Raw genomic sequence first — 21531 nt, 5'->3', positions numbered from 1 at the left:
AGAGAAATAGAGAAAAAACGTTAAGAACGAATGCGGCGTTTCAGAATCAGGATTCCAGAAATTAGGAATAGTGCGATCCCGGCAAGGGTAATAGGCAAGGTATTGCGTTCACCGGTTTTAGGATATTGTTTTTGATCGGTTGTTTGAACCGCGGCTTCAGTTTTTGCAGAAGCTGTGGAAACAGGGACGTTCGCAACAGTTTGAATGAGTGGTTTAGCAGCTATGGTTGAGTTATGATTTAATCCGGTTGGTTTAGCAATGTTACTGTCTGGATAGTTATCCAATGAAAAAAGAATTCCAGAAAATAGACCATTTGGATAGTGCAGATTTTCTTTGGTTTTCAAATCATTCAAAATGTATATCAATTCTTCATTTGTGAAATGCTTAGTGTCTGGATAAAGTATTCGGAGATACATTTGCAACTGATCGATATTTTCTGCTAATTCATCAGTTGTTTGATATTCGTGCGGATTAAAAGCTAATGCTTTTTCAATATCTAGCCAAGAAACTGTCTTATCTTTGTAGACCATCCGTAACGTATGAACATAAAACCCTAAGTCGGTGCCGGTAACATCAAGGTTATAACGAACAAACAATTTAAAAGCGTTGGACAATTCTTGATCAGAATAGCTCTTCAACTCAGCTTGATCAATTCCATAGTTTGTCGACGTTAAGTTTTCACGAATTTTCTCTGCGGTCCATTCTTTAATGAGTTCTTTCTCAACAACTGCTTTTGATTTTTCGGATACTTTAGTTACAGGAGGTACAGTGACTGTCTTTGACGCTGCTTTGGGTGTTGCGGTTGTTTCAGTTTCAGCCATGTTTTTCTCAGACTGACTTGTTTTAGTAGTGTCTTCGATAGCGGCTTCATCTTTAGCTGTTGACGCAGTTTCTTCTGTTGTTGATTCCTTATTTTCAACAATACTCTCTTTTGAATCTTGCTTTTCAACAGAGGCAGCTTCTTGCTGTTCAACAATTACTCCATTTGGGTTAGATGGCGCCTCAATAACTTGTTCTTGACTTGAAGCAACGGTACTAGCGGGAGTACTATCCGAAGTATCCGCAAATGCAACTAGGGGAAAATTCAATACCAACAAACTCAACAAAACCATTTTTTTCACAAGAATCACTCCTTAATCTTTCTGTAACACAATTGTAACATAAGAAATATTTTTGTAAACTAGCAAAATCAAAAATAATTTAAAAATTTTTTTGAGCTAAACCAATGACTTATATCGTCTTGACTGAAAATGCTTTTAATTGAGTTTTATTGCCTTTAAAATCTAGACTTAAACACAAAAAAAGTCACCACGTACATTCTTTTCTAAACTACCGAAGTAGCCAAGAATGCACTGGTGACGTGGGTTTGGCACCCAATGGGCCGTGAGGGGCTCGAACCCGCGACCCGCTGATTAAGAGTCAGCTGCTCTACCAACTGAGCTAACGGCCCAAACAAAGTACTTTCATATGTTAGCACTGAGAAAATAAAAAAGCAAGAATAAACTTAAAAAATTTAGTTAAAAAGCGTTTCAATTATCTAGTTTTCGAAACTATATTGTATAATTTTCATAATTTTGATAAACTATCGATGAAAGGGGCGCAAATAAATGGAAGAACCAAAACTCAGAGCTTGGGCAGAAGGATTAAAGGAACTACGTCTGCCACGTTGGGAAGAGTTACCCGAATTAGAGCTATATATGGATCAAGTCATTACCCTTGTTGACCGCTATTTGTCTCCATTAATGGAGGATGAGAAGCACCAGCTTTTATCAAGTGCGATGGTCAACAACTATGTTAAACATAAATTAATCCCGCCGCCTGTCAAAAAAAGATACAATCGTAATCATTTAGCCTATTTAATTGCGATCACTTTGTTAAAACAGGTATTTGCGATTCCAGATATTAATGAGTTGATTCGTATGCAGTTGGCGATCAACAAACCTAAAGAAGCCTACAATAGTTTTTGTAAAGTTCAGGAGGAAGCACTACTGCAAATAGCAAAAATTGTATTAGGAGAAGAGGTTAGTTTGACTCGTAACAGCAAGGATTTTTATTATTTAGCGATGGAGAGCGCTGTGGCTTCATTTACACAAAAAATGTTAGTTGAAAAAATCATTCAATTGGATAAAGAGAGAGAAGGCGAAAATAATGATGAATGAAAAAATTGCAATCTTAGTTGACTCTGGGACAGATGTTCCTGAGGAAGTCATTGATAGCGGACCCTTTTTTATGGTACCGTTACGGATCATTTTTAGTGACCGAGAATATAGAGATGGAATCGACATTAGTTCGGATACTATTTTTCCACTAATTAAAAAGGAGTTGCCGACGACATCTTTACCTGATGGCGAACTGATCCATAAAGTTTTTGATGATATCAAGGCCCAAGGCTATACACATGTAATCATCGTGACGATCTCAAGTGGATTAAGCGGTACTTATAATGCATTGCGTGTGCTAGGTGAACACTATGAAGGCTTGATTTTTCAATCGATCGATACAAAAAATGTTGGGATCGGTGCTGGGATTTTGGCGATTTATGCTGGGGATTTAGTTAAGGAAGGAAAATCATTTACAGAAGTGATCACAGAAGTTGAGAGCAAGATTCCAAAAACAAAAATCTTTTTCAATGTTGATACCTTAGAATATTTGCAAAAGGGTGGACGCATCGGCCTGGTTTCATCTTTATTGGGAAGCGCCTTGAAATTGAAACCGATTATTTCGTGCAATCCTGAGGGGATTTATTATACTGTTGCAAAGGTGCGCGGTTTGAATAAAAGCATTGATAAAACGATTCAACTGGTAAAAGAGCATGTAGGCAATCACAAGCGCTTTAATTTAGCGGTGACTCAAGCGGATGCTTTGGAAACAGCTGAAAAAATTCGCCAGCGGCTGCAGGAATTATTTCCAACGGCCGAAAATATTTATTTTGGGAAAGTCTCGCCTGCATTATCGGTACACACTGGACCGGGATCGTTAGGGGTAGTTTGCCAGGTTTTAGACTAGACTGAGATTTTTTTGAGTTTGAAAAAGAACTATAGTTCAGATTTGAGATGAGCAAAGCTCGTCTCTTTTTTTCATTTTTTCTTAAGTAATAGTTGTAAAAAAATCGTCGTCTGTTTGAAAAGGTGAAACAGTATTGAAATTATTGTATAATGGTAAGGCGTACATACAATCCTATAAAGGTATGAGGTGACTCTTAGTGAAAAAAATTCTAGTAGTTGACGATGAAAAGCCGATTTCGGACATCGTGAAGTTTAATTTAACCAAGGAAGGCTACGAAGTCTTTACTGCTTATGACGGTGAAGAAGCCTTAGAAAAAGTCGAAGAGGTTAACCCAGATTTAATTTTATTAGATTTGATGTTGCCTAAAAAAGACGGTTTAGAAGTGGCTCGTGAAGTACGCAAGACCCATGAAATGCCGATCATTATGGTTACAGCTAAGGATTCTGAGATCGACAAAGTTCTAGGCTTGGAGTTAGGTGCTGACGACTATGTGACCAAACCGTTCTCCAATCGTGAGCTAGTTGCTCGCGTAAAAGCAAATCTGCGTCGTGGCGGACAAGCACCTAAGGAAGAAGAACAAACAGCACAGAGTGATTTGACCATTGGCGATTTAACGATTCATCCAGATGCTTATATGGTAACTAAGCATGGGGATACGATTGAATTGACACATCGTGAATTTGAATTACTTCATTATTTAGCAAAACATATTGGACAAGTGATGACTCGTGAGCATCTATTGCAGACTGTTTGGGGATACGATTATTTCGGTGACGTTCGAACAGTAGATGTGACCGTTCGACGCTTACGTGAAAAAATCGAAGACAATCCAAGTCATCCAACCTATTTAGTAACAAGACGTGGCGTAGGGTATTATCTACGCAACCCTGAACAGGAGTAAGTATGGAAAAAAGAGTCCGTTTTTATCGATCGGTCAATTTTAAAATTGCCTTTTCATTTATTTTGATTTTGCTGATTTCGATCGAGATCATCGGTGCTTACTTTATTAGAGGTCTTGAAAAATCAACCATTGATAACTTTACTAAAGACATGAATCAGCGAGTTTCCCTTTTAAGTACGACTCTCGGTGCTACAATGGCAGAAGATAGCGACAACGAAGCGGATCAATTACAGCGTATTCTTGAAAACAATACAGCTGCAGATATCGGTGAAATGTGGGTAGTGGATGATAAAGGAATCGTCGTCGCTACCAATGATGTGGGGCAAAAGGACACTATCGTTGGGAAAAAGAATGAGTACAGCGATATTGATGATTTTTCGATGAAGCAATATGTAACACTTGATGACAACAACAAACGGGTATATATCAATGTTCAACCAATTCAGTCCCCGACCGGCGATTCGGCTGTGATCGGGGCTCTTTATGTTAAAAGTGACATTGAGCAAAAATATACCGAAATCAGCAACACTGCGTTAATATTCTTCACTGCTTCATTAATAGCAGGTTTGATTTCGATCGTTGTAGCCTTACTTGTGGCACGATCAATCACAAAGCCAATTAAAGAAATGCAGAAGCAAGCGGTTCGAATCGCTCAAGGCGATTATTCTGAAAAAGTTGATGTACAAGGTCACGATGAATTAAGTCAGTTGGCCGAAACCTTTAATAAGCTATCTGACCGAATCGAAGATGCTCAAGATACAATGGAAGCCGAGCGAAATCGCTTAGACAGTGTTTTGACCCACATGACGGATGGCGTCATTGCAACTGATCGACGGGGAAAAGTTATTACTATTAATGAGATGGCTTTATCTCTTTTGGAGACTACTAATGAAGATGCGATTGGTCAATCAATTTTAACTTTGCTTGATTTAGAGGAAGAATATACCTTAAGAAAATTATTAGAAACACCAGAAGAAATACTGATCAACCGTTTGAACCCTGATTCTGATAAGGGGCTGATGACCTTGCGTTCAGATTTTGCTATGATTCGTCGTGAGTCTGGCTTTATCAGTGGATTGGTTGTGGTATTACATGACGTTACTGAACAAGAGAAGACCGCGGAAGAACGACGTCAGTTCGTTTCGAACGTCTCTCATGAATTACGTACGCCTTTAACTAGTGTTCGCAGCTACCTAGAGGCACTAGAAGAAGGAGCATGGCAAGATAAAGCAGTGGCGCCAGAGTTTATCCACGTGACGTTAGGTGAGACAGATCGAATGATTCGTATGATTAATGATTTATTGAATCTTTCTCGTATGGATTCGGGTGCGCAGCAAATGGATCTTGAATTAGTCAACTTCAATGAGCTTGTTGATTATATTTTGGATCGCTTCGATATGATGGTGAATAGCCAAGAGAAAAATTACCGGATCGTTCGTGAGTTCACTGAAAGAGATTTATGGGTCGAGATTGATACCGATAAAATCATGCAGGTGATTGATAATGTTATGAACAATGCGATTAAATATTCTCCAGATGGCGGGAAAATCGAAGTCCATTTAATCGAGACCCACAATAATGTGGTCTTAAGCATTGCTGATGAAGGTTTGGGTATTCCGAAAAAAGATCTGGAAAAAGTATTTGAACGCTTTTACCGCGTGGATAAAGCACGTGCACGTCAACAAGGCGGAACGGGTCTTGGATTGGCAATTTCTAAAGAAGTCATGAAGGCCCATAAAGGTCAAATTTGGGTCGAGAGTGTTGAAGGTAAAGGATCTACTTTCTATATTTCTTTACCTTATGAACCTTATGAGGAGGACATTTGGGAATGAAAATATCAGAAAAAATCATTCGCGTCGCACTTCTTGTTCTGATTTTACTCAGCCTCATTCTAACGTATGCTATTTGGCTCAGTCCGACCTCAAAAACAGCCGAAGTTAATACTAGTAAGCAAGCAGTGAAAACTGATCAAAACTATGCGAAAGCGACAGATGCCTTTTTACCAATTCGCGGTATTTGGGATTTGACAGAAGGAAAGTTTCAAACCAGTAGTGAAAATCTATTGGCGACGACGCAGGCGCGTTTGACAGAAAGCACCTTTGGTCAGCTTCAAGAAGTTGCGCAAGGGGAAGAAGAGATCAAAAGCTATTATAGTTTGGATAGCGGTATCGAGTTAAATTATGAAGGCGGCTTTTCTTTGACCGAATACATCAAGGTTTTTGATATGCCGATTAATTTGAACTCTTTGAAAGAGGCAGAGGACATTACTTTCTCAAAAATTCAAATTGATTTTGCTAATAAAAAAATCCGTTTCTTAAGTTATAGCAAGGATACTGTTTATGAAGCGACGATGGCTGGAGATTTTTCCGGACTAGAGACGATTTATCAAAAGAATCAAAGCAAGTATTTACCGATGTCTGATGAAAATCCTTTAGTGCCACGTTTGCTGCGAACCAAGGAACGAGTGCGGCTTAAGAAGTACAGTTACATTTTGACCACTCAATCCTACTCGCTTTTCCGGAATGCCTTCTTTCAAAATCCTGATCAAGCAAAAGGGGAAGAAGAGGAAGATGGAGCCCGTTCGTTTGCTAGCGGCCATGAAGAGCTCATAATGGATGAACAAAAACGTTTTGTTACATTTACTGGTGAATTGCCGGAAGATTTGACAAAGGAAAGTGTCTACAGTCAGAGCTTTAACTATGTTAGTCGACTAGGTACGGCAGTAGGCAACCTGCGCTATTTTGATCACCATGATGGGCAAATAAATTATCGAATCTTTGTTGAGGGCTATCCAATTTTTAGCCAAACATCAAAGGGGAAAATGAGCGTCAAAATTGAACATGCGCCAAACGCTGCCACGCCACAAATAAGAATTGAAACCAGTATGGATACGGTTCAAGTACCAATCCCTTCCGATGAGGAAGTTGAGTTGCCAAGCACCTTGGAGATCGAAAACAATTTAGCAACTGTGGGACTCGATCTTGAAAAAGTTCAGAGCTTTATTATCGGCTATACTTGGCAGGATATCGATGGTGTAAATAAGTTAGTGGCCTTGACTCCCGAATGGTTTGTCAAATATGACAATACTTGGTATCCTGCTAGTCAGCTGATGCAAGGGAACCTAGAAATGGAGGCGAGCTGATTGGATTTTAGAAAAATCGAATGGATCTTTTTTCTCGTCTTTATTGGCCTGAATATCTTTCTCTTTAGTATTTACTGGAATAATCAGCATGAACAAAGCCTTGTCACTAATTCAAACCAACGAGAAGATATCCTGCAGCGTTTGGAAAATGATGACATTCGAGTGACGGATGAAGTGACGGATGAGCATAAAGAGGGCTATTATTTGAGTGCTGAGCAGGATACTTTTGATTCACTATTGAATGGTGATTCAAATTCAACGATCGTTGGAGCTTGGGATATTTCCGATAAGGTTCTGAGCAGCAGTCCTACTGGGGATACAGATTTTGATTTAAAAAAGGCGACCAGCAGTTTTAAACATCTTATGAAGGATAAAGAATTCATTCTGGATGGTGAAGAATACACCTATCTGCCAGATATATCTAAGAAAGATGATGATTTGGGAAAAATTGTCGGTGTGCAAACGTATGAAGGAATTCCTTTTATTGATGAAACCTCACGTGTCACTTTAGACATTGTTAAAAATGATGATCAAGAACGGGTGTCGAAATATACTCAAACGCATTTGAAAGAGATTGAACCTCTACGAGAAAAAATGACGCTTTATTCTGAAAAGGAAATACTGAATACGTTGTATATCAACAATAATATTCCTAGCAAGTCAACGATTACGAATGTTTATCTAGGATATTTTCGTACACTTGAAGTGCGTGAAAAAAATGTATATGTCCCTGTTTGGTTCGTTAAGATAAAGACTTCGGAAAAAACGACGCAGATTGAAAAAGTCAATGCGTTGAACAATCAAGTGATCACGAATAATTTAGTTCCAAAGGTGGAAAATCCATAAAAAGGGTTGTATACTGAGGACAGTTTTAAAAGAGAGGACCAATTGCTCATGTTAGAAATGAATAATGCCTTCAATATCAGCATTTTAGCTAGCGGAAGTACAGGGAATTCCTTGTACTTGGAAAGCCCGCAAAAAAGAATTTTGGTCGATGCTGGGTTGAGCGGAAAAAAAATCACTTCGCTATTAGCAGAGGTCGATCGAAAACCTGAGGATTTAGATGCAATTTTAGTTACCCATGAACACCGCGACCATATCCATGGTGTTGGAGTTCTTGCACGAAAATATAAATTGCCTGTTTATGCCAACGAAAAAACTTGGGAAGCTATGGCTCCTTTGATTGGAAAAGTCGATGTGGAGCAGAAGCATATTTTTGAGATGGGAAAAGTTTTAACTTTTGGTGACTTAGACATTGAAAGTTTTGGCGTTTCACATGATGCGGCGGCCCCGCAATTTTATCGCTTCTATAAAGATGGGCATTCTTTTGTGATGTTGACAGATACTGGCTATGCGAGCGAGCATGTTCGAGGAACGATTCGAGATGCAGATGCTTACTTAGTTGAAAGTAACCATGATTTAGAGATGCTGCGGATGGGGGCTTACCCTTGGAGCTTGAAGCAGCGGATCTTGGGTGACCGCGGCCATTTGTCAAATGATGATGGGGCACTGGTTATGACTGATATTCTTGGCGATCGAACTAAACGCATTTATTTGGGACACCTGAGTAAAGAAAATAATATGAAAGAGTTAGCTCATATGACGATGGAAGAAACGCTGACTCGTTATGATCTAGGGGTTAACCATCAGTTCCAAATTTTTGATACCGATCCAGATAGCGCAACTGAATTATTCGCGATCTAAAAAATGACAAATCTGTTTAGGCAGGTTTGTCATTTTTTTATCTGTTGGAATTTAAGTGGAAAACAAGCGGTCATTAACTATAAACGCTAAAATGCTGATTTAAGTGTCTAGGTTCAACGATTTCATCGACCATAGCAATAGCATAGTCTGCCATACTTATTTCACTTTTTCCTTCTGAATTTTTTTGCATGTGATCATCGCTGATTTTGTAATGTTCGGTGCGCAAACCATCAGGTATAAAGTTTGCGGCAGGGCTTAAATAGGTCCATTTCAACTCTGGAACAGATTTCAAGTCTATAAATGCTTGGTACATATTATAAGCTGTAGGATAATAAATGGCTTTTGGATCAGAGACATCAATCATACGGTGTTCATCATCGATAAATAAAGAGGAAGCACCGCCAACCACTATCAAACGTGTATCTGTTCCCTGTAAGATATTGCTGAGATGCTTCAATGAGCTTTGATGCATTTCTTCTTGGCCAACTGGTGGACGAAACGCATCAACCACCACATCAAAGAACGCTAAATCCTTTTTTGTTAATTCAAACAAGTCTTTGACTAAAATGGGTACTTTTACCTTAAGTTTCTCTGGATGGCGTACGATCGCGGTGACAGCTAGCTGACGATCCAAAGCTTCTTTTAAAATTAATGATCCAGCATTTCCAGTGGCACCTATAACTGCTACTTTCATAAAAAAACCTCCTTAGACTAGTAGTACCTTTAGTCTAAGGAGGTTTTAATAAAATAGCAAAAGATTGCTCCTATTTAGGATTGCAATGCTAATTGGGTAAGAATTACTAATAAATTCATTCCTACGTGTGTAATCATCGACGTCCAGATGCGTCCGGTATAACGATACATTCCGCAAAATAAGAACCCTAAGCCAGCATACAATAGATAGTGGCCGTCATTATGAGCAAAGGCGAAAAGGAGTGAACTGACAAGTGCCGGCAGAAGGAAGCCGAATCTTTTTTCCAATGAACCGAAAATTGCACGGCGAAAAACAAATTCTTCCATGAGTGGCCCAGCAATTGTTGTCGCCAAAATAAAAATCATATTGTTCCTAATTAACTGAACGATATTCTGTGTGTTTTGCGAAGCAATCGGCTCTCCTAGGAAACGTTGCTCGATTTGCAGAATAATCATTTGTAACACCAAGGAAGCTGGAATTCCGACAATTCCAATCAAAACAGTAATCAGTAATTTTTTTTGTCGTTTTTCCAATTCAAAGGTTTGTGATTTCAAACGGTAAGCAATCATTAAAGCAGCACCAAGAAAATAGGCTAGTGTTGTAAGCTGGATGATTTGGGAGGGATTCGCTTGAAATACACGAACAAAAGCTATAGGTGAAAATAAAACTAATCCATAGGTAAAGATTGTTATAAAGCTATATTTTTTTTCGCTCATTATTTTTCCTTTCTAAACATTTATTGTTCTCAAGTATACCATATTTTATTCAAAAGCTTAGTAGAAGAAAAATCAAAAAAGCAGACGAAGGACTTGCAAAAAGAAACAAAAATGGTATGATAAGAGTTGTGAGTTAGCACTCTTAGTTATAGAGTGCTAACAACTTGAAAAATCATTACTAGTTGGAGGGATTTATCGTGTTAAAACCATTAGGTGATCGTGTCATTCTTGAAGTTACTCAAGAAGAAGAAAAAACAGTTGGAGGCCTAGTCTTAGCTTCTGCAGCAAAAGAAAAACCACAAACAGCGAAAGTTGTGGCTGTCGGTGAAGGCAATGTGCTGGAAAACGGTCAAAAAAGTCCAATGCCAGTAGCTGTTGGTGATATGGTAATGTTTGAAAAATATTCTGGTACAGAAGTGAAATATGAAGGCAGTGAATACTTGATTATCGCTGCAAAAGATATTATGGCAATCGTTGAATAAAAAATAATGAGGTGAAAGAATCATGGCAAAAGATATTAAATTTTCTGAAGATGCGCGTGCGGCAATGCTACGCGGTGTAGACAAATTAGCTGATACAGTAAAAGTAACATTAGGACCTAAAGGACGTAACGTTGTTTTAGAAAAATCCTATGGCTCACCATTGATTACTAATGATGGAGTGACTATCGCAAAAGATATCGAATTAGAGGATCATTTTGAAAACATGGGAGCAAAACTTGTTTCTGAAGTTGCTTCTAAAACCAATGATATTGCTGGTGACGGTACAACAACAGCGACAGTTCTTACTCAAGCAATCGTTCGCGAAGGCTTGAAAAACGTGACTGCTGGAGCAAATCCAATGGGAATTCGCCGCGGAATCGAATTAGCAACAAAAGCTGCAGTTGAAGAATTACACAATATTTCTAAAGAAGTAGATTCAAAGGACGCTATTGCACAAGTTGCGGCTGTTTCTTCAGGTAGTGAAGAAGTCGGCAAATTGATCGCCGAAGCCATGGAAAAAGTTGGTAACGATGGTGTTATTACTATTGAAGAATCAAAAGGGATCGATACTGAATTAGATGTAGTTGAAGGAATGCAATTTGATCGTGGTTACCTATCTCAATACATGGTAACTGATAATGATAAAATGGAAGCTGCTTTAGAAAATCCATATATCTTGATTACTGACAAGAAAATTTCAAACATTCAAGACATCTTACCGTTGTTGGAACAAGTTCTGCAACAATCTCGTTCATTATTAATCATCGCTGATGATGTAGATGGTGAAGCATTACCAACCTTAGTCTTGAACAAGATTCGCGGAACATTCAATGTGGTGGCAGTTAAAGCACCTGGTTTTGGTGATCGTCGTAAAGCCATGCTTGAAGATATTGCAATTTTGACTGGCGCTACTGTTATTACAGAGGACCTTGGTTTAGATCTTAAAGAAGCAACGATCGAAAACTTAGGTACTGCTGGCAAGGTTGTTGTAGACAAAGACAATACTACGATTGTTGAAGGCGCTGGAGACAAAGCAGCTTTGACTGATCGGGTTGAAATGATCAAACGCCAAATCGGTGAAACAACTTCTGACTTCGACCGTGAAAAATTACAAGAACGCCTAGCTAAACTTGCTGGCGGTGTGGCTGTAGTTAAAGTAGGTGCGGCTACTGAAACAGAATTGAAAGAATTAAAACTACGTATTGAAGATGCCTTGAATTCAACACGCGCCGCTGTTGAAGAAGGAATCGTTTCTGGTGGTGGTACAGCATTAGTGAACGTCATTAAGAAAGTTTCTGAATTAAACGCTGAAGGCGATGCAGCTACTGGTATTAAAATTGTTGTACGTGCTTTAGAAGAACCTGTGCGTCAAATTGCTGAAAATGCAGGTTTTGAAGGATCTGTAGTAATTGACAAATTGAAAAATGCTGATCATGGTACAGGGTTCAATGCCGCAACTGGTGAGTATGTAAATATGATCGACACTGGTATCGTTGACCCAACTAAAGTTACTCGTTCAGCTTTACAAAATGCCGCATCTGTTTCTGCGTTGTTATTAACAACTGAAGCAGTTGTTGCTGACAAACCTGTTGAAGGTGGAGCTGCCGCTGCACCAGCAATGGATCCATCAATGATGGGCGGCATGATGTAATAGAAAGCCTAGCTTTATCGGCGCTTTGAAATTCAATAAGAAAGATCGTGATTTTCATGTCACGGTCTTTTTTTTCGTCCATTGGACATTAGCAATGGGCAGATGCATAAATAAAATTTATCGATTCCATATAAATAAACTATTGGAATTTATCGATTAAATTTCTTACAATGAGCGTAAGAAGGAAGTAGAATTCCTTGTTCACAAATTAGCAAAGAAATGATTAGACACTCTTAGAGCAACGAACGTGAATCTGGAACATAGAAAAGTTTAAAGTTAGTCGTTTGTTTCGCCACTTATGTGAAAGTTGTTACATATCAAAAGATTTTGATGAATAAGGTGTTCATTTTGAAAGGAGAACCACATGTTAAGAAATTTATTCGATGAGATTCCATTAGCATCCGGTGCCAGTTTTAAGAATCGCTTATTTATGTCGCCAATGACGACTCAATCGGCTTTTTATGATGGGGAGATTACTCAGCAAATCATTGATTATTATGCGTTTCGTTCTGGTGGTGCAGCCGCAGTTATTGTAGAAAGCTGCTTTGTTGAGGACAAAGGGCGCGGCTTTCCTGGCGCTTTAGGAGTAGATACAGATAAAAAAGTAGCAGGTTTGACCGAGTTAGCTGCTGCAATCAAAGCAAAGGGTTCAAAAGCAATCATGCAGATCTATCATGCTGGTCGAATGGCTTGGCCGGAAATTAATGGTGGTGCAACCCCGATTTCTGCGAGTCCAGTCGCCGCATTGCGTCCAAATGCACCTGTACCTCGTGAAATGACTGAAGAACAAATTTTAGAAATGATTACGATGTTTGGTGATGCGACTCGTCGTGCGATCGAAGCAGGATTTGACGGTGTAGAGATTCACGGGGCGAATACCTTCATTCTACAACAATTCTTTTCTCCTCATTCGAATCGCAGAGAAGATCAATGGGGCGGAAGTCGTGAAAAACGAGCGAAGTTCCCAGTAGAAGTCATGAAAGAGGTTCAACGGGTAGTCGAAGAACAAGAGGCTGAAAACTTTATTATCGGGTATCGCTTCTCACCTGAGGAGTTGGAAGAACCTGGTATTCATTTCGAAGATACGATGTATTTATTGAATACGCTTGCAGAGCTGCAGCCGGACTACTTCCATTTTTCAATGGGTGCTTATACACGGCCTTCGATCGTCGATTCAGATGATCCGGAGCCATTGATTACTAAATATTTAGCACAACGCTCATCGGCATTGGCACAAATTCCGATTATGGGCGTAGGCTCAATCCTGCAACGAGCAGATGCGGATGACGCGTTGAAATTAGGATATGATCTATTAGCAGTTGGAAAAGGATTCTTAATCGAACCAAACTGGGTAAATATGATCAAAGACGGCAAAGAAGTTATTGAATATGCACATATCAATGCGCAGCGGAAATTACTGATTCCAACACCGCTTTGGGACTTTATGGCGTATATGGTAATTGATCCGGAGGAAGAGAAAAGGAAGCATGAACGCCTAAAAGAGCTGCAAAAGGTAAAATTAACCTTCAAGCCAGGTACTTATACGGTTGAAGCTAAAGGGCACAATAGCGAACTGGCTATGAATGTGACCTTCTCAGAAGAACGGATTGAAAAGATCGAAGCAGATCAAAGCAATGAATCGGAAGGATTATCAGATCAAGTATTTATTCGTTTGCCTCAACAAATCATTGATGGACAAACATTGAATGTGGATGTGATCTCAGGAGCATCTGCCTCCAGTCAGGGATTGATTGATGGCGTGGCAGAAGCAGTTGAGATGGCTGGTGCTAGTTCAGAAGTCTTGAAAGCTCGACCTAAGCCGACTGTTCAATGGTCGAAAGAAGTTGTCGATGAAGAGGCGGATGTTGTAATCGTCGGTTCAGGTGCAGCAGGGATTTCCGCAGCATTGCGAGCGGATCAAATGGGATTAAAAACGATTCTGTTAGAGAAATTAAGTTTTGTAGGCGGCGCAATCTCTATCAGCGGTGGAAATCAGGTCGTTATGGGCTCAAAACTTCAAGCAGCAGCAGGAGTCTATGATGACAGCGCTGAATGCATGATTGAAGATTTTCTAGCTAACGGCAGCGGCCTAAATGTACCTGAGCTTTTAGCTACACTAGCTGAAAATGTTGGCGAGACAACTGATTGGGTTCACGAGTATATGGGTGTTGAGTATGATATGGAAAATGGCCTGCATACTTTGGCAGAGTATCGCAAAAATCGTGAGCTGGCCTATGAAGATGGCGGACATGGTTTTGCCGCTAGTGCCAGAAAGGCTTTGGAAAGAAGTGGCATAACGATTTATCTGCAAACGAAAGCAGAAAGCTTATTGAGTGATGGCAATGGAAAAGTGACTGGTTTGACCGCTGTGGAGGATACTGGAAAACGACACAATATCCATGCACAGGCTGTCATCTTAACAACTGGAGGCTACGGCAATAATCCAAATCTGTTAAGTCATGAATTAAACAATATCTTGTTTTATGGCACGAAATCTTCAACGGGTGATGGAATTTTGATGACGACGACACCGGAGTTAAATGCGGCGACACGCCTGATGGAATATGGAAAAATTTATCCAAATGGTGTTGAGGTTTCACAGGGCTATGCGAAATCTACTATTGGTGGAAACATCGAAGTATTGAAACGTAATGGATTACTGGTGAACACTTCTGGCAAACGAGTAATCAATGAACGAGCAAGCAACAAAGAAATTTTAGAAGTACTTTTACAACAAGATCCGCAAATGCTATTTCTTTTAATGGATGCTCAACGCTTTGAAATCTTTACCGAAGCAGTAGAAGAAGGCGGCATTACACGTGAAGATTTGGCACGCTGGATCGAAAATGAAGATGAAACACCGCAAATTTTCCGAGCAAATACGCTGACGGAGTTAGCCGAAAAAGCTGGCATGAGCCATGAGAGTTTAGTGGATACGGTTGCTCGTTACAATGGCTGGGTAGAAAAACAGAATGACGAAGATTTTGGACGTCAGTTGGAGTTTTTACAAGAAAAAGTTGGCGAAGGCCCATATTATATGATTGAACAAAAACCACGTTTTGCGACTACGATGGGTGGTCTAGTTGCAAATGGCGAGCTGCAGGTCTTAAATCGCAACGATCAAGTGATCGAAGGATTGTACGCAGCCGGTGAATTAGTCGGAGGAGTGATGGGAAGCGATTCACCATCAGGTGCGAACAACGCATGGGCGTTGACCTCTGGAAAATTAGCAGCGGAAAGTGTTCAAAAAACAGTTCAAGTTGAATATGTTATGCAGTAAAAAGTGATCCTGAGGCAGCTGTCTCAGGATTTTTTTCTTTTTTATAAATTTTTTTTATTCCTTAAAAAAACATTTATTCCATGTGTTAAAATAATCAATGAAAAGAAAATAAATAAGTCATTTCGACTAAAATACATAGAATAGGAGCTCGTTGAATGAAATTAATTGAAACCCCATTAAATAGCAATGTTAACTTAGAAACATTATATCCTAATCTAACGAAATACTTTTTTGATAAGCGTCAGGCTGTGAAACTACTTAAATTATATGCCTATGACCGTACAAAGATTATCTATGCGGATCGTTTTGATACGATCGATTTATTATTGCTAAATCGTAAACGTAAAATCAGCCATCAAGAGGTGGATACGATTATCCATCGTTTATTGAAGGTGGATCGTGAAGATGTGATTGTGAATGTCGGCTACAAAAAACAAATCATGGACGCAGGGTTGCGCCCCAAAGAAGACTACAAGGATATTATCGCGATAGAATACAAAGTGCCAAAGGAATAGTGCTGTTAGGAAAGACGTCAGGTCTTTCCTTTTTTAATGTTTAAAAAGAGCAGATAGTTTTTACACTGAAGATAGCAGCATTATCGATGTCTGACTTAATGAACTAGCTTTTTGAGCAAGTCCGTTAAGTCTTTCTTATTCAGTCGTCCAAGAAAATGAATTGGAGGCGCATGTGAGCAGATCTCCAGAGGAAAAATTTCAAGATTCTGCAGGGAGCAAAAGCTACTCCCTTAGAGCTCTTGTGATATAATGAGTGAAATAGTTAAAATTACTAAAAAACAAATGAGGAGCATGACTATGAAAAAGTTGTACGAAGATGACAGTTTGACACTTCATACGGACCTTTATCAAATCAATATGATGAAAACTTATTGGGAGACAGGTCGGGCGGATCTTCATGCCGTATTTGAGTGTTATTTCCGTAGTATGCCATTCGATAATGGCTATGTCATCTTTGCTGGTTTAGAACGTTTAGTTAAGTATTTAGAAAAATTAACATTTAGTGAAAGCGATCTAGCCTATCTATCTGAGGTAGAAGACTATCCGGCAGATTTTATTGCCTACTTACGTGATTTCAAGTTTGCCTGCACGGTTCGTTCAGCGGAAGAAGGCGAGCTGGTCTTCAGCAATGAACCAATTATTCAAGTGGAAGGACCATTGCTGCAATGTCAGCTAGTTGAAACGGCGCTTTTGAACATTGTGAATTTTCAAACGCTGATTGCGACAAAAGCCGCTCGAATCAAATCAGTGATTGGTGACGATCCGTTGCTAGAGTTCGGAACACGGCGAGCACAAGAATTGGATGCAGCTCTCTGGGGAACAAGGGCAGCATATATTGGTGGAGCTGACGCTACAAGTAATGTACGAGCAGGCAAAATTTTCGGTATTCCGGATAGTGGAACCCATGCTCATTCATTGATTCAATCTTACGGGAATGATTACGATGGCTTTAAGGCTTATGCTGAAACACATCGTGATTGTGTCTTTTTAGTCGATACTTACGATACGATCAAATCAGGTGTGCCAAGTGCAATTAGAGTCGCTCGGGAAATGGGTGACAAGATCAATTTCTTAGGCGTACGGATCGATAGCGGTGATATGGCTTATATCTCAAAAAGAGTGCGTCAGCAATTAGATGAAGCAGGCTTTCCAGATGCCAAAATCTACGCTTCAAATGATCTAGATGAAAGTACGATCTTAAACTTGAAGATGCAGCATGCCAAGATCGATGTTTGGGGTGTTGGTACGAAATTAATCACAGCTTATGATCAACCCGCACTGGGGGCAGTCTTTAAGCTAGTTTCGATCGAAAACGAACAAGGTGAGATGGTAGATACCATCAAGCTTTCCAGTAATGCCGAAAAAGTCACAACTCCTGGAAAAAAACAGGTTTGGCGGATTACTCGCAAGTCTGACGGCAAATCAGAAGGCGACTATGTGACACTGTGGGATGAAGATCCACGGAAAGAAAAAGAGATTTATATGTTCCATCCCGTTTATCCCTATATAAACAAAACGGTGAAAAACTTTGAGGCTCGACCTGTACTTAAGGATATTTTTGTTGATGGCAACCGTATTTATGAGCTGCCAGATTTAGAAACAGTCAAACAGACTGCAAAAGACAGCCTTGATTCGTTATGGGAAGAATACAAACGTGACTTAAATCCACAAAAATACCCAGTTGATCTGTCTACAGATTGTTGGAACCATAAAAACAAAATTATGGACCAAGTACGTCAATCTGTGGTAAAAACGGAACAAGAAGATTAAAGGAGTGGATTTGTCATGACGATGCAAGAGGAAATAATCAAAGAGCTAGGAACGAAACCAGCGATTGACCCGCAAGAGGAAATTCGAAAGAGTATCGAGTTCTTAAAGGCGTATCTTAAAAAGCATCCTTTCTTAAAAACATTTGTCTTAGGAATCAGCGGTGGACAAGATTCCTCATTAGCTGGTCGACTAGCTCAACTTACAATGGAAGAAATGCGTCAAGAAACAGAGGATGAAAGCTATCAATTTATTGCTGTACGTTTACCTTATGGCGCGCAGGCCGATGAGGCGGATGCCAAAAAAGCGTTAGGTTTTATCCAACCCGACAGGAGTCTAAGTGTCAATATCAAAGGCGCTGTTGATGCAGAAGTTGCGGCTTTAGAAGAAGCTGGTGTAGCCATTAGCGACTTCAACAAAGGGAATATCAAGGCACGTCAACGAATGATTACTCAATACGGTATTGCTGGGGATAACCAAGGTGCCGTTATTGGAACAGATCATGCAGCAGAAAATATCACCGGCTTCTTTACGAAATTTGGTGATGGCGGTGCTGACATTCTGCCTTTGTTCCGTTTAAACAAGCGACAAGGAAAAATGTTGCTGAAAGAACTAGGAGCGGATGAGGCACTTTATTTGAAAGTTCCGACTGCTGATTTAGAAGATGGCAAACCATTGATTGCGGATGAAGCAGCATTAGGAGTGACTTATGATGATATCGACGATTACTTAGAGGGTAAGAAGATTGAAGCAAAGGCACAGACGACGATCGAAAATTGGTGGAACAAGACACAGCATAAACGTCATTTGCCGATTACGATTTTTGATGACTTTTGGAAATAATCAATAAACAGGCCTAATGAAGATTCGTCTTCGTTAGGCTTTTTTAATATGAAGCGAAGGGTATAGGCCTCGATGTTCTTTACATTCCATGGTTTTCTCGCTAAACTATTTAAGGTATCCGGCCAAAGTTTTCATAGCCATTATTGCTGTAAAAACTCTAGTTGGATACGAGCACCAAACTCCGAGTGCGCATTTGACAATCGTGTTTATCGATATGAGCTGGGAGTTTATGAATGGGAGAAAGATATGCAAAAAGTTCGCAAGCTTCCTTGGCGCCAATTTCTAAAAATTATCGGCGTGCTAGGTTTAATTATTGTTTCAAATCTTTTTTTTCAATTAACGCAAAATGAGTTTTCTTTTGATTTGGCCTTCAAATTTGCTTTTTCTTGGCATACAGAAAAATTCTTTCTAGGTTGTTTCGTGCTGTTTATCTTTTATGGGTGGGTCAGCAGCCTCTTAGGATCATTAAAAACCGGCAGTATATTTTATGCTTTAGCAGTGATTGGTGTTGGGATCGCTAATTATTTAAAGATGAACTATCGAATGGAGCCAATTTATCCTGATGATTTGAAAATGATTACGGAATTCGGAATGATTCGGGACATGGTTGGTACTCGTTTATTCATTTTATTTTTATTGCTTTTAGCAAGCGGCATTTTTTTGCTTATTTTTAGCGTAAAAAAAAGTCTGAAGCTGGAAAAAAAACGGCAAAGGACACGCCTGATCCTCTTCGTTTTGACAAGCGGCATCCTGATATATATCGGCAGCTTTAATCAGCAAGGAAATTTATTACGGAAGGCATACGATAAAACAGCGCTATGGATTCCCTATAGTCAAAAAATGAATTATTACAATACCGGCTTTATGGGCGGCTTTTTATATAATCTGCCGGTGGAGGCGATGGAAAAACCAGAAAATTATTCGGCGGCGGCTGTTAAAAAAGTAACGAAAGAGTATCAAACGGAAACCCGAAGAGAAGCTGCTGAAAAACCAAACATCGTTTATGTGATGAGTGAAAGCTTTTCTGATCCGAGTCGATTAAAGGGCTTAGAAATTTATGGCGGTGATCCGCTGCAGGAATATCGCGCTGTGGCAGATAAGACGTATAGCGGTCAAATGCTATCGCAAAACTATGGCGGAGGAACGGCGAATATCGAGTTCGAAGCGCTGACGGGCTTTTCAATGGAACTTTTTAACGCGCAAATGACGACGCCTTATACGATGCTGGTGCCAGAATTTGAATCATTTCCTTCATTAGTAGGAACTTTGAAGGCGCGGGGATATGAAACGACAGCGATCCATCCCTATAATACATCGATGTATAAAAGAAAAGATGTCTATCAAACATTCGGCTTTGATCAATTTTTAGATGAAAGTACGATGAAGCATACGGATAAGATCGAAAGCAATCCCTATATTTCTGATAAAGCTGCGTATCAGGAAATTTTTGATCAACTAGAAAAAAATAAGAAGCCGCAGTTTTTGCACCTTGTAACAATGCAGACCCATATGCCGTATGAAAATAAATATGATGATTTGCCCTACGTCGTTCAAGGGGATAATAGCTTAGCGTTAAGAAGTTATTTGCAGGATATTGCCTACAGCAGCGAAGCTTTGAAGGGGTTTTTAGAAAAGCTGGATGAGTTGCCAGAGCGAACGTTGGTTGTCTTTTGGGGAGATCATTTGCCAGGGATTTATTCGGATGCGATCCAAGAAGAAAATCAAGGCTATCCATTGCATGAGACGGAATTTTTGATGTATGATAATCGCCACCGATTGAATAATCAGCAGGTGACGACGAGCCCATTTTATTTTGCCGCTGATCTCTTTCAACAGGGGAGACTTCAAATGACTGGCTTTCAAAAGTTATTAACCACATTGCAAAAAGAATTACCGGCATTTGAAAAAAGCATGTATTATCAAAGCGGGCAATGGTTTAAAGAAGCTCGGTTAAATAAGAAGCAAGAGAAAATCTATCAGGATTATCAGATCATCCAATATGATATTACGGCGGGCAAGCAGTATAGCCTGCAAGAAAATTTTTTTGAATAGACAGATGAACTAAAGGAGCTGCTATGGGATTTAAAAAGAAAGACAATCAAAATTATTACAATCCGCTGCGTCGGGCCATTTTGAATCACCGAATGATCGAAGCTGGTGATAAAGTGGCGATCGGCATGAGCGGCGGGAAAGACAGTACGACATTGCTTTACCTATTGGATCGCATTCGGCGGCAAAAACGGTTAGGGTTTGATTTTGAGATCGTGCCGATTTCCCTTGATATGGGATTTGAGGGCTGCGATATCACACCTATGAAGGACTTTGTGGAAAGCTTAGGGTATCAATTAGAGGTTGTTCCAACGAATATTGCAAAGGTTGTTTTTGATATTCGGGAAGAAAAGTCTCCCTGTTCTTTGTGTGCAAAATTACGCAGGGGAATTCTCTACAATCGTGCGAGTGAGCTAGGCTGTCAAAAGGTTGCCTTGGGTCATCACGTGGATGATGCACTAGAGACTTATTTTATGAACTTTTTGTTTCACGGACGCATGAACAGCTTTGAACCGAAAAGCTATTTATCGAAGACAAACGTGACATTGATCCGTCCGCTGATCTATGTGGAAGAAAAACAGATCATTCGACTTGTGAAACGCGAAGAATTACCCGTCATTTTTAATCCCTGCCCTGTGGATAAGAAAACAAAACGAGAAGAAATTAAGAGTTTGGTGACGGAGCTTGCTAAAAACTACCCAGATATTCGGGAAAAGTTTATAATGGGCATGGAACAAGGAACAGCTGAAGATTTTTGGACAAAAAGTCTCTAGTGGAAGCT

Annotated in this window: 18 protein-coding genes and 1 tRNA gene; 15 read left to right on the top strand and 4 right to left on the bottom strand. The window is 39.7% G+C overall.

Features of this window, described 5'->3' with window-relative positions; genetic code table 11:
• Positions 1–20: 20 nt before the first annotated feature.
• Both JZO85_RS12665 and JZO85_RS12660 read right to left on the bottom strand, forming a co-directional pair.
• Entirely contained in the window at positions 21–1112 is a 1092-nt protein-coding gene (locus tag JZO85_RS12665) for an LPXTG cell wall anchor domain-containing protein (RefSeq protein WP_242550354.1), read from the bottom strand.
• A 265-nt stretch (positions 1113–1377) separates the two neighbouring features.
• Positions 1378–1450, bottom strand: a tRNA-Lys gene (locus JZO85_RS12660).
• A 157-nt stretch (positions 1451–1607) separates the two neighbouring features.
• Between JZO85_RS12660 and JZO85_RS12655 the strand changes: the two genes are divergently transcribed.
• The 7 genes from JZO85_RS12655 to JZO85_RS12625 all read left to right on the top strand — a co-directional run bounded on the left by JZO85_RS12655 (position 1608) and on the right by JZO85_RS12625 (position 8753).
• Positions 1608–2159: a DUF1836 domain-containing protein gene (locus JZO85_RS12655; protein WP_207108899.1), complete on the top strand. Its 552-nt coding sequence runs from the start codon at positions 1608–1610 to the stop codon at positions 2157–2159.
• Entirely contained in the window at positions 2149–3006 is an 858-nt protein-coding gene (locus tag JZO85_RS12650; protein WP_207108898.1) for a DegV family protein, read from the top strand. The genes JZO85_RS12655 and JZO85_RS12650 overlap by 11 nt, the downstream gene beginning before the upstream one ends.
• Positions 3007–3202: 196 nt before the next feature.
• Positions 3203–3907, top strand: coding sequence for a response regulator YycF (yycF, locus tag JZO85_RS12645; RefSeq protein WP_010745757.1), 705 nt, complete (start codon positions 3203–3205; stop codon positions 3905–3907).
• 2 nt (positions 3908–3909) lie between these two features.
• Complete coding sequence (walK, locus tag JZO85_RS12640) at positions 3910–5739, top strand: cell wall metabolism sensor histidine kinase WalK (RefSeq protein WP_207108897.1); 1830 nt, start codon at positions 3910–3912, stop codon at positions 5737–5739.
• Positions 5736–7049 (top strand): YycH family regulatory protein, encoded by a 1314-nt coding sequence (locus JZO85_RS12635; RefSeq protein ID WP_207108896.1) that lies wholly within the window; start codon positions 5736–5738, stop codon positions 7047–7049. The genes walK and JZO85_RS12635 overlap by 4 nt, the downstream gene beginning before the upstream one ends.
• The gene (locus tag JZO85_RS12630; RefSeq protein WP_207108895.1) at positions 7050–7895 is read left to right on the top strand and encodes a two-component system regulatory protein YycI; all 846 of its coding nucleotides are present in this window, start codon (positions 7050–7052) and stop codon (positions 7893–7895) included. It begins immediately after the preceding gene.
• Between the two features lie 48 nt (positions 7896–7943).
• Positions 7944–8753 carry an MBL fold metallo-hydrolase gene (locus JZO85_RS12625; protein WP_207108894.1) on the top strand — a complete coding sequence of 270 codons (810 nt, stop codon included), beginning with the start codon at positions 7944–7946 and terminating at the stop codon, positions 8751–8753.
• Between the two features lie 73 nt (positions 8754–8826).
• On the opposite strand, the gene JZO85_RS12620 is transcribed toward JZO85_RS12625, so the two are convergent.
• Positions 8827–9447 carry an NAD(P)-dependent oxidoreductase gene (locus tag JZO85_RS12620; protein WP_207108893.1) on the bottom strand — a complete coding sequence of 207 codons (621 nt, stop codon included), beginning with the start codon at positions 9445–9447 and terminating at the stop codon, positions 8827–8829.
• Positions 9448–9521: 74 nt separating this feature from the next.
• Positions 9522–10163 (bottom strand): CPBP family intramembrane glutamic endopeptidase, encoded by a 642-nt coding sequence (locus JZO85_RS12615; RefSeq protein WP_207108892.1) that lies wholly within the window; start codon positions 10161–10163, stop codon positions 9522–9524.
• Positions 10164–10360: 197 nt separating this feature from the next.
• Between JZO85_RS12615 and groES the strand changes: the two genes are divergently transcribed.
• The 8 genes from groES (at position 10361) to JZO85_RS12575 (ending at position 21523) form a co-directional block, all read left to right on the top strand.
• The gene (gene groES, locus JZO85_RS12610; protein ID WP_067623253.1) at positions 10361–10645 is read left to right on the top strand and encodes a co-chaperone GroES; all 285 of its coding nucleotides are present in this window, start codon (positions 10361–10363) and stop codon (positions 10643–10645) included.
• 22 nt (positions 10646–10667) lie between these two features.
• Positions 10668–12296: a chaperonin GroEL gene (gene groL / locus JZO85_RS12605; protein ID WP_207108891.1), complete on the top strand. Its 1629-nt coding sequence runs from the start codon at positions 10668–10670 to the stop codon at positions 12294–12296.
• Positions 12297–12660: 364 nt separating this feature from the next.
• Complete coding sequence (locus JZO85_RS12600) at positions 12661–15576, top strand: NADH-dependent flavin oxidoreductase (protein WP_207108890.1); 2916 nt, start codon at positions 12661–12663, stop codon at positions 15574–15576.
• 155 nt (positions 15577–15731) lie between these two features.
• The gene (locus tag JZO85_RS12595) at positions 15732–16091 is read left to right on the top strand and encodes a DUF1827 family protein (protein ID WP_207108889.1); all 360 of its coding nucleotides are present in this window, start codon (positions 15732–15734) and stop codon (positions 16089–16091) included.
• Between the two features lie 297 nt (positions 16092–16388).
• Entirely contained in the window at positions 16389–17861 is a 1473-nt protein-coding gene (locus JZO85_RS12590) for a nicotinate phosphoribosyltransferase (protein WP_207108888.1), read from the top strand.
• A gap of 15 nt (positions 17862–17876) precedes the next feature.
• Complete coding sequence (gene nadE, locus JZO85_RS12585; protein ID WP_207108887.1) at positions 17877–18701, top strand: NAD(+) synthase; 825 nt, start codon at positions 17877–17879, stop codon at positions 18699–18701.
• 246 nt (positions 18702–18947) lie between these two features.
• The gene (locus JZO85_RS12580) at positions 18948–20753 is read left to right on the top strand and encodes an LTA synthase family protein (protein WP_207108886.1); all 1806 of its coding nucleotides are present in this window, start codon (positions 18948–18950) and stop codon (positions 20751–20753) included.
• A gap of 23 nt (positions 20754–20776) precedes the next feature.
• Positions 20777–21523, top strand: coding sequence for a tRNA 2-thiocytidine biosynthesis TtcA family protein (locus tag JZO85_RS12575; RefSeq protein ID WP_207108885.1), 747 nt, complete (start codon positions 20777–20779; stop codon positions 21521–21523).
• Positions 21524–21531: the final 8 nt, after the last annotated feature.

The sequence above is a fragment of the Candidatus Enterococcus murrayae genome (assembly GCF_017315985.1).
In the GTDB taxonomy this organism is placed as follows: Bacteria; Bacillota; Bacilli; order Lactobacillales; family Enterococcaceae; genus Enterococcus_A; species Enterococcus_A murrayae.
Note: the sequence above shows the minus strand (reverse complement) of the source record. Positions and strands in the feature narration are given on the sequence as shown.

Coding starts and splice junctions, on each gene's coding strand:
- JZO85_RS12595 (WP_207108889.1), top strand. CDS start 15,732: ATGAAATTAATTGAAACCCCATTAAATAGCAATGTTAACTTAGAAACA.
- JZO85_RS12590 (WP_207108888.1), top strand. CDS start 16,389: ATGAAAAAGTTGTACGAAGATGACAGTTTGACACTTCATACGGACCTT.
- JZO85_RS12580 (WP_207108886.1), top strand. CDS start 18,948: ATGCAAAAAGTTCGCAAGCTTCCTTGGCGCCAATTTCTAAAAATTATC.
- JZO85_RS12615 (WP_207108892.1), bottom strand. CDS start 10,163: ATGAGCGAAAAAAAATATAGCTTTATAACAATCTTTACCTATGGATTA.
- JZO85_RS12620 (WP_207108893.1), bottom strand. CDS start 9,447: ATGAAAGTAGCAGTTATAGGTGCCACTGGAAATGCTGGATCATTAATT.
- nadE (WP_207108887.1), top strand. CDS start 17,877: ATGACGATGCAAGAGGAAATAATCAAAGAGCTAGGAACGAAACCAGCG.
- walK (WP_207108897.1), top strand. CDS start 3,910: ATGGAAAAAAGAGTCCGTTTTTATCGATCGGTCAATTTTAAAATTGCC.
- JZO85_RS12625 (WP_207108894.1), top strand. CDS start 7,944: ATGTTAGAAATGAATAATGCCTTCAATATCAGCATTTTAGCTAGCGGA.
- JZO85_RS12655 (WP_207108899.1), top strand. CDS start 1,608: ATGGAAGAACCAAAACTCAGAGCTTGGGCAGAAGGATTAAAGGAACTA.
- JZO85_RS12600 (WP_207108890.1), top strand. CDS start 12,661: ATGTTAAGAAATTTATTCGATGAGATTCCATTAGCATCCGGTGCCAGT.
- JZO85_RS12575 (WP_207108885.1), top strand. CDS start 20,777: ATGGGATTTAAAAAGAAAGACAATCAAAATTATTACAATCCGCTGCGT.
- JZO85_RS12635 (WP_207108896.1), top strand. CDS start 5,736: ATGAAAATATCAGAAAAAATCATTCGCGTCGCACTTCTTGTTCTGATT.
- groL (WP_207108891.1), top strand. CDS start 10,668: ATGGCAAAAGATATTAAATTTTCTGAAGATGCGCGTGCGGCAATGCTA.
- JZO85_RS12650 (WP_207108898.1), top strand. CDS start 2,149: ATGATGAATGAAAAAATTGCAATCTTAGTTGACTCTGGGACAGATGTT.
- JZO85_RS12665 (WP_242550354.1), bottom strand. CDS start 1,112: ATGGTTTTGTTGAGTTTGTTGGTATTGAATTTTCCCCTAGTTGCATTT.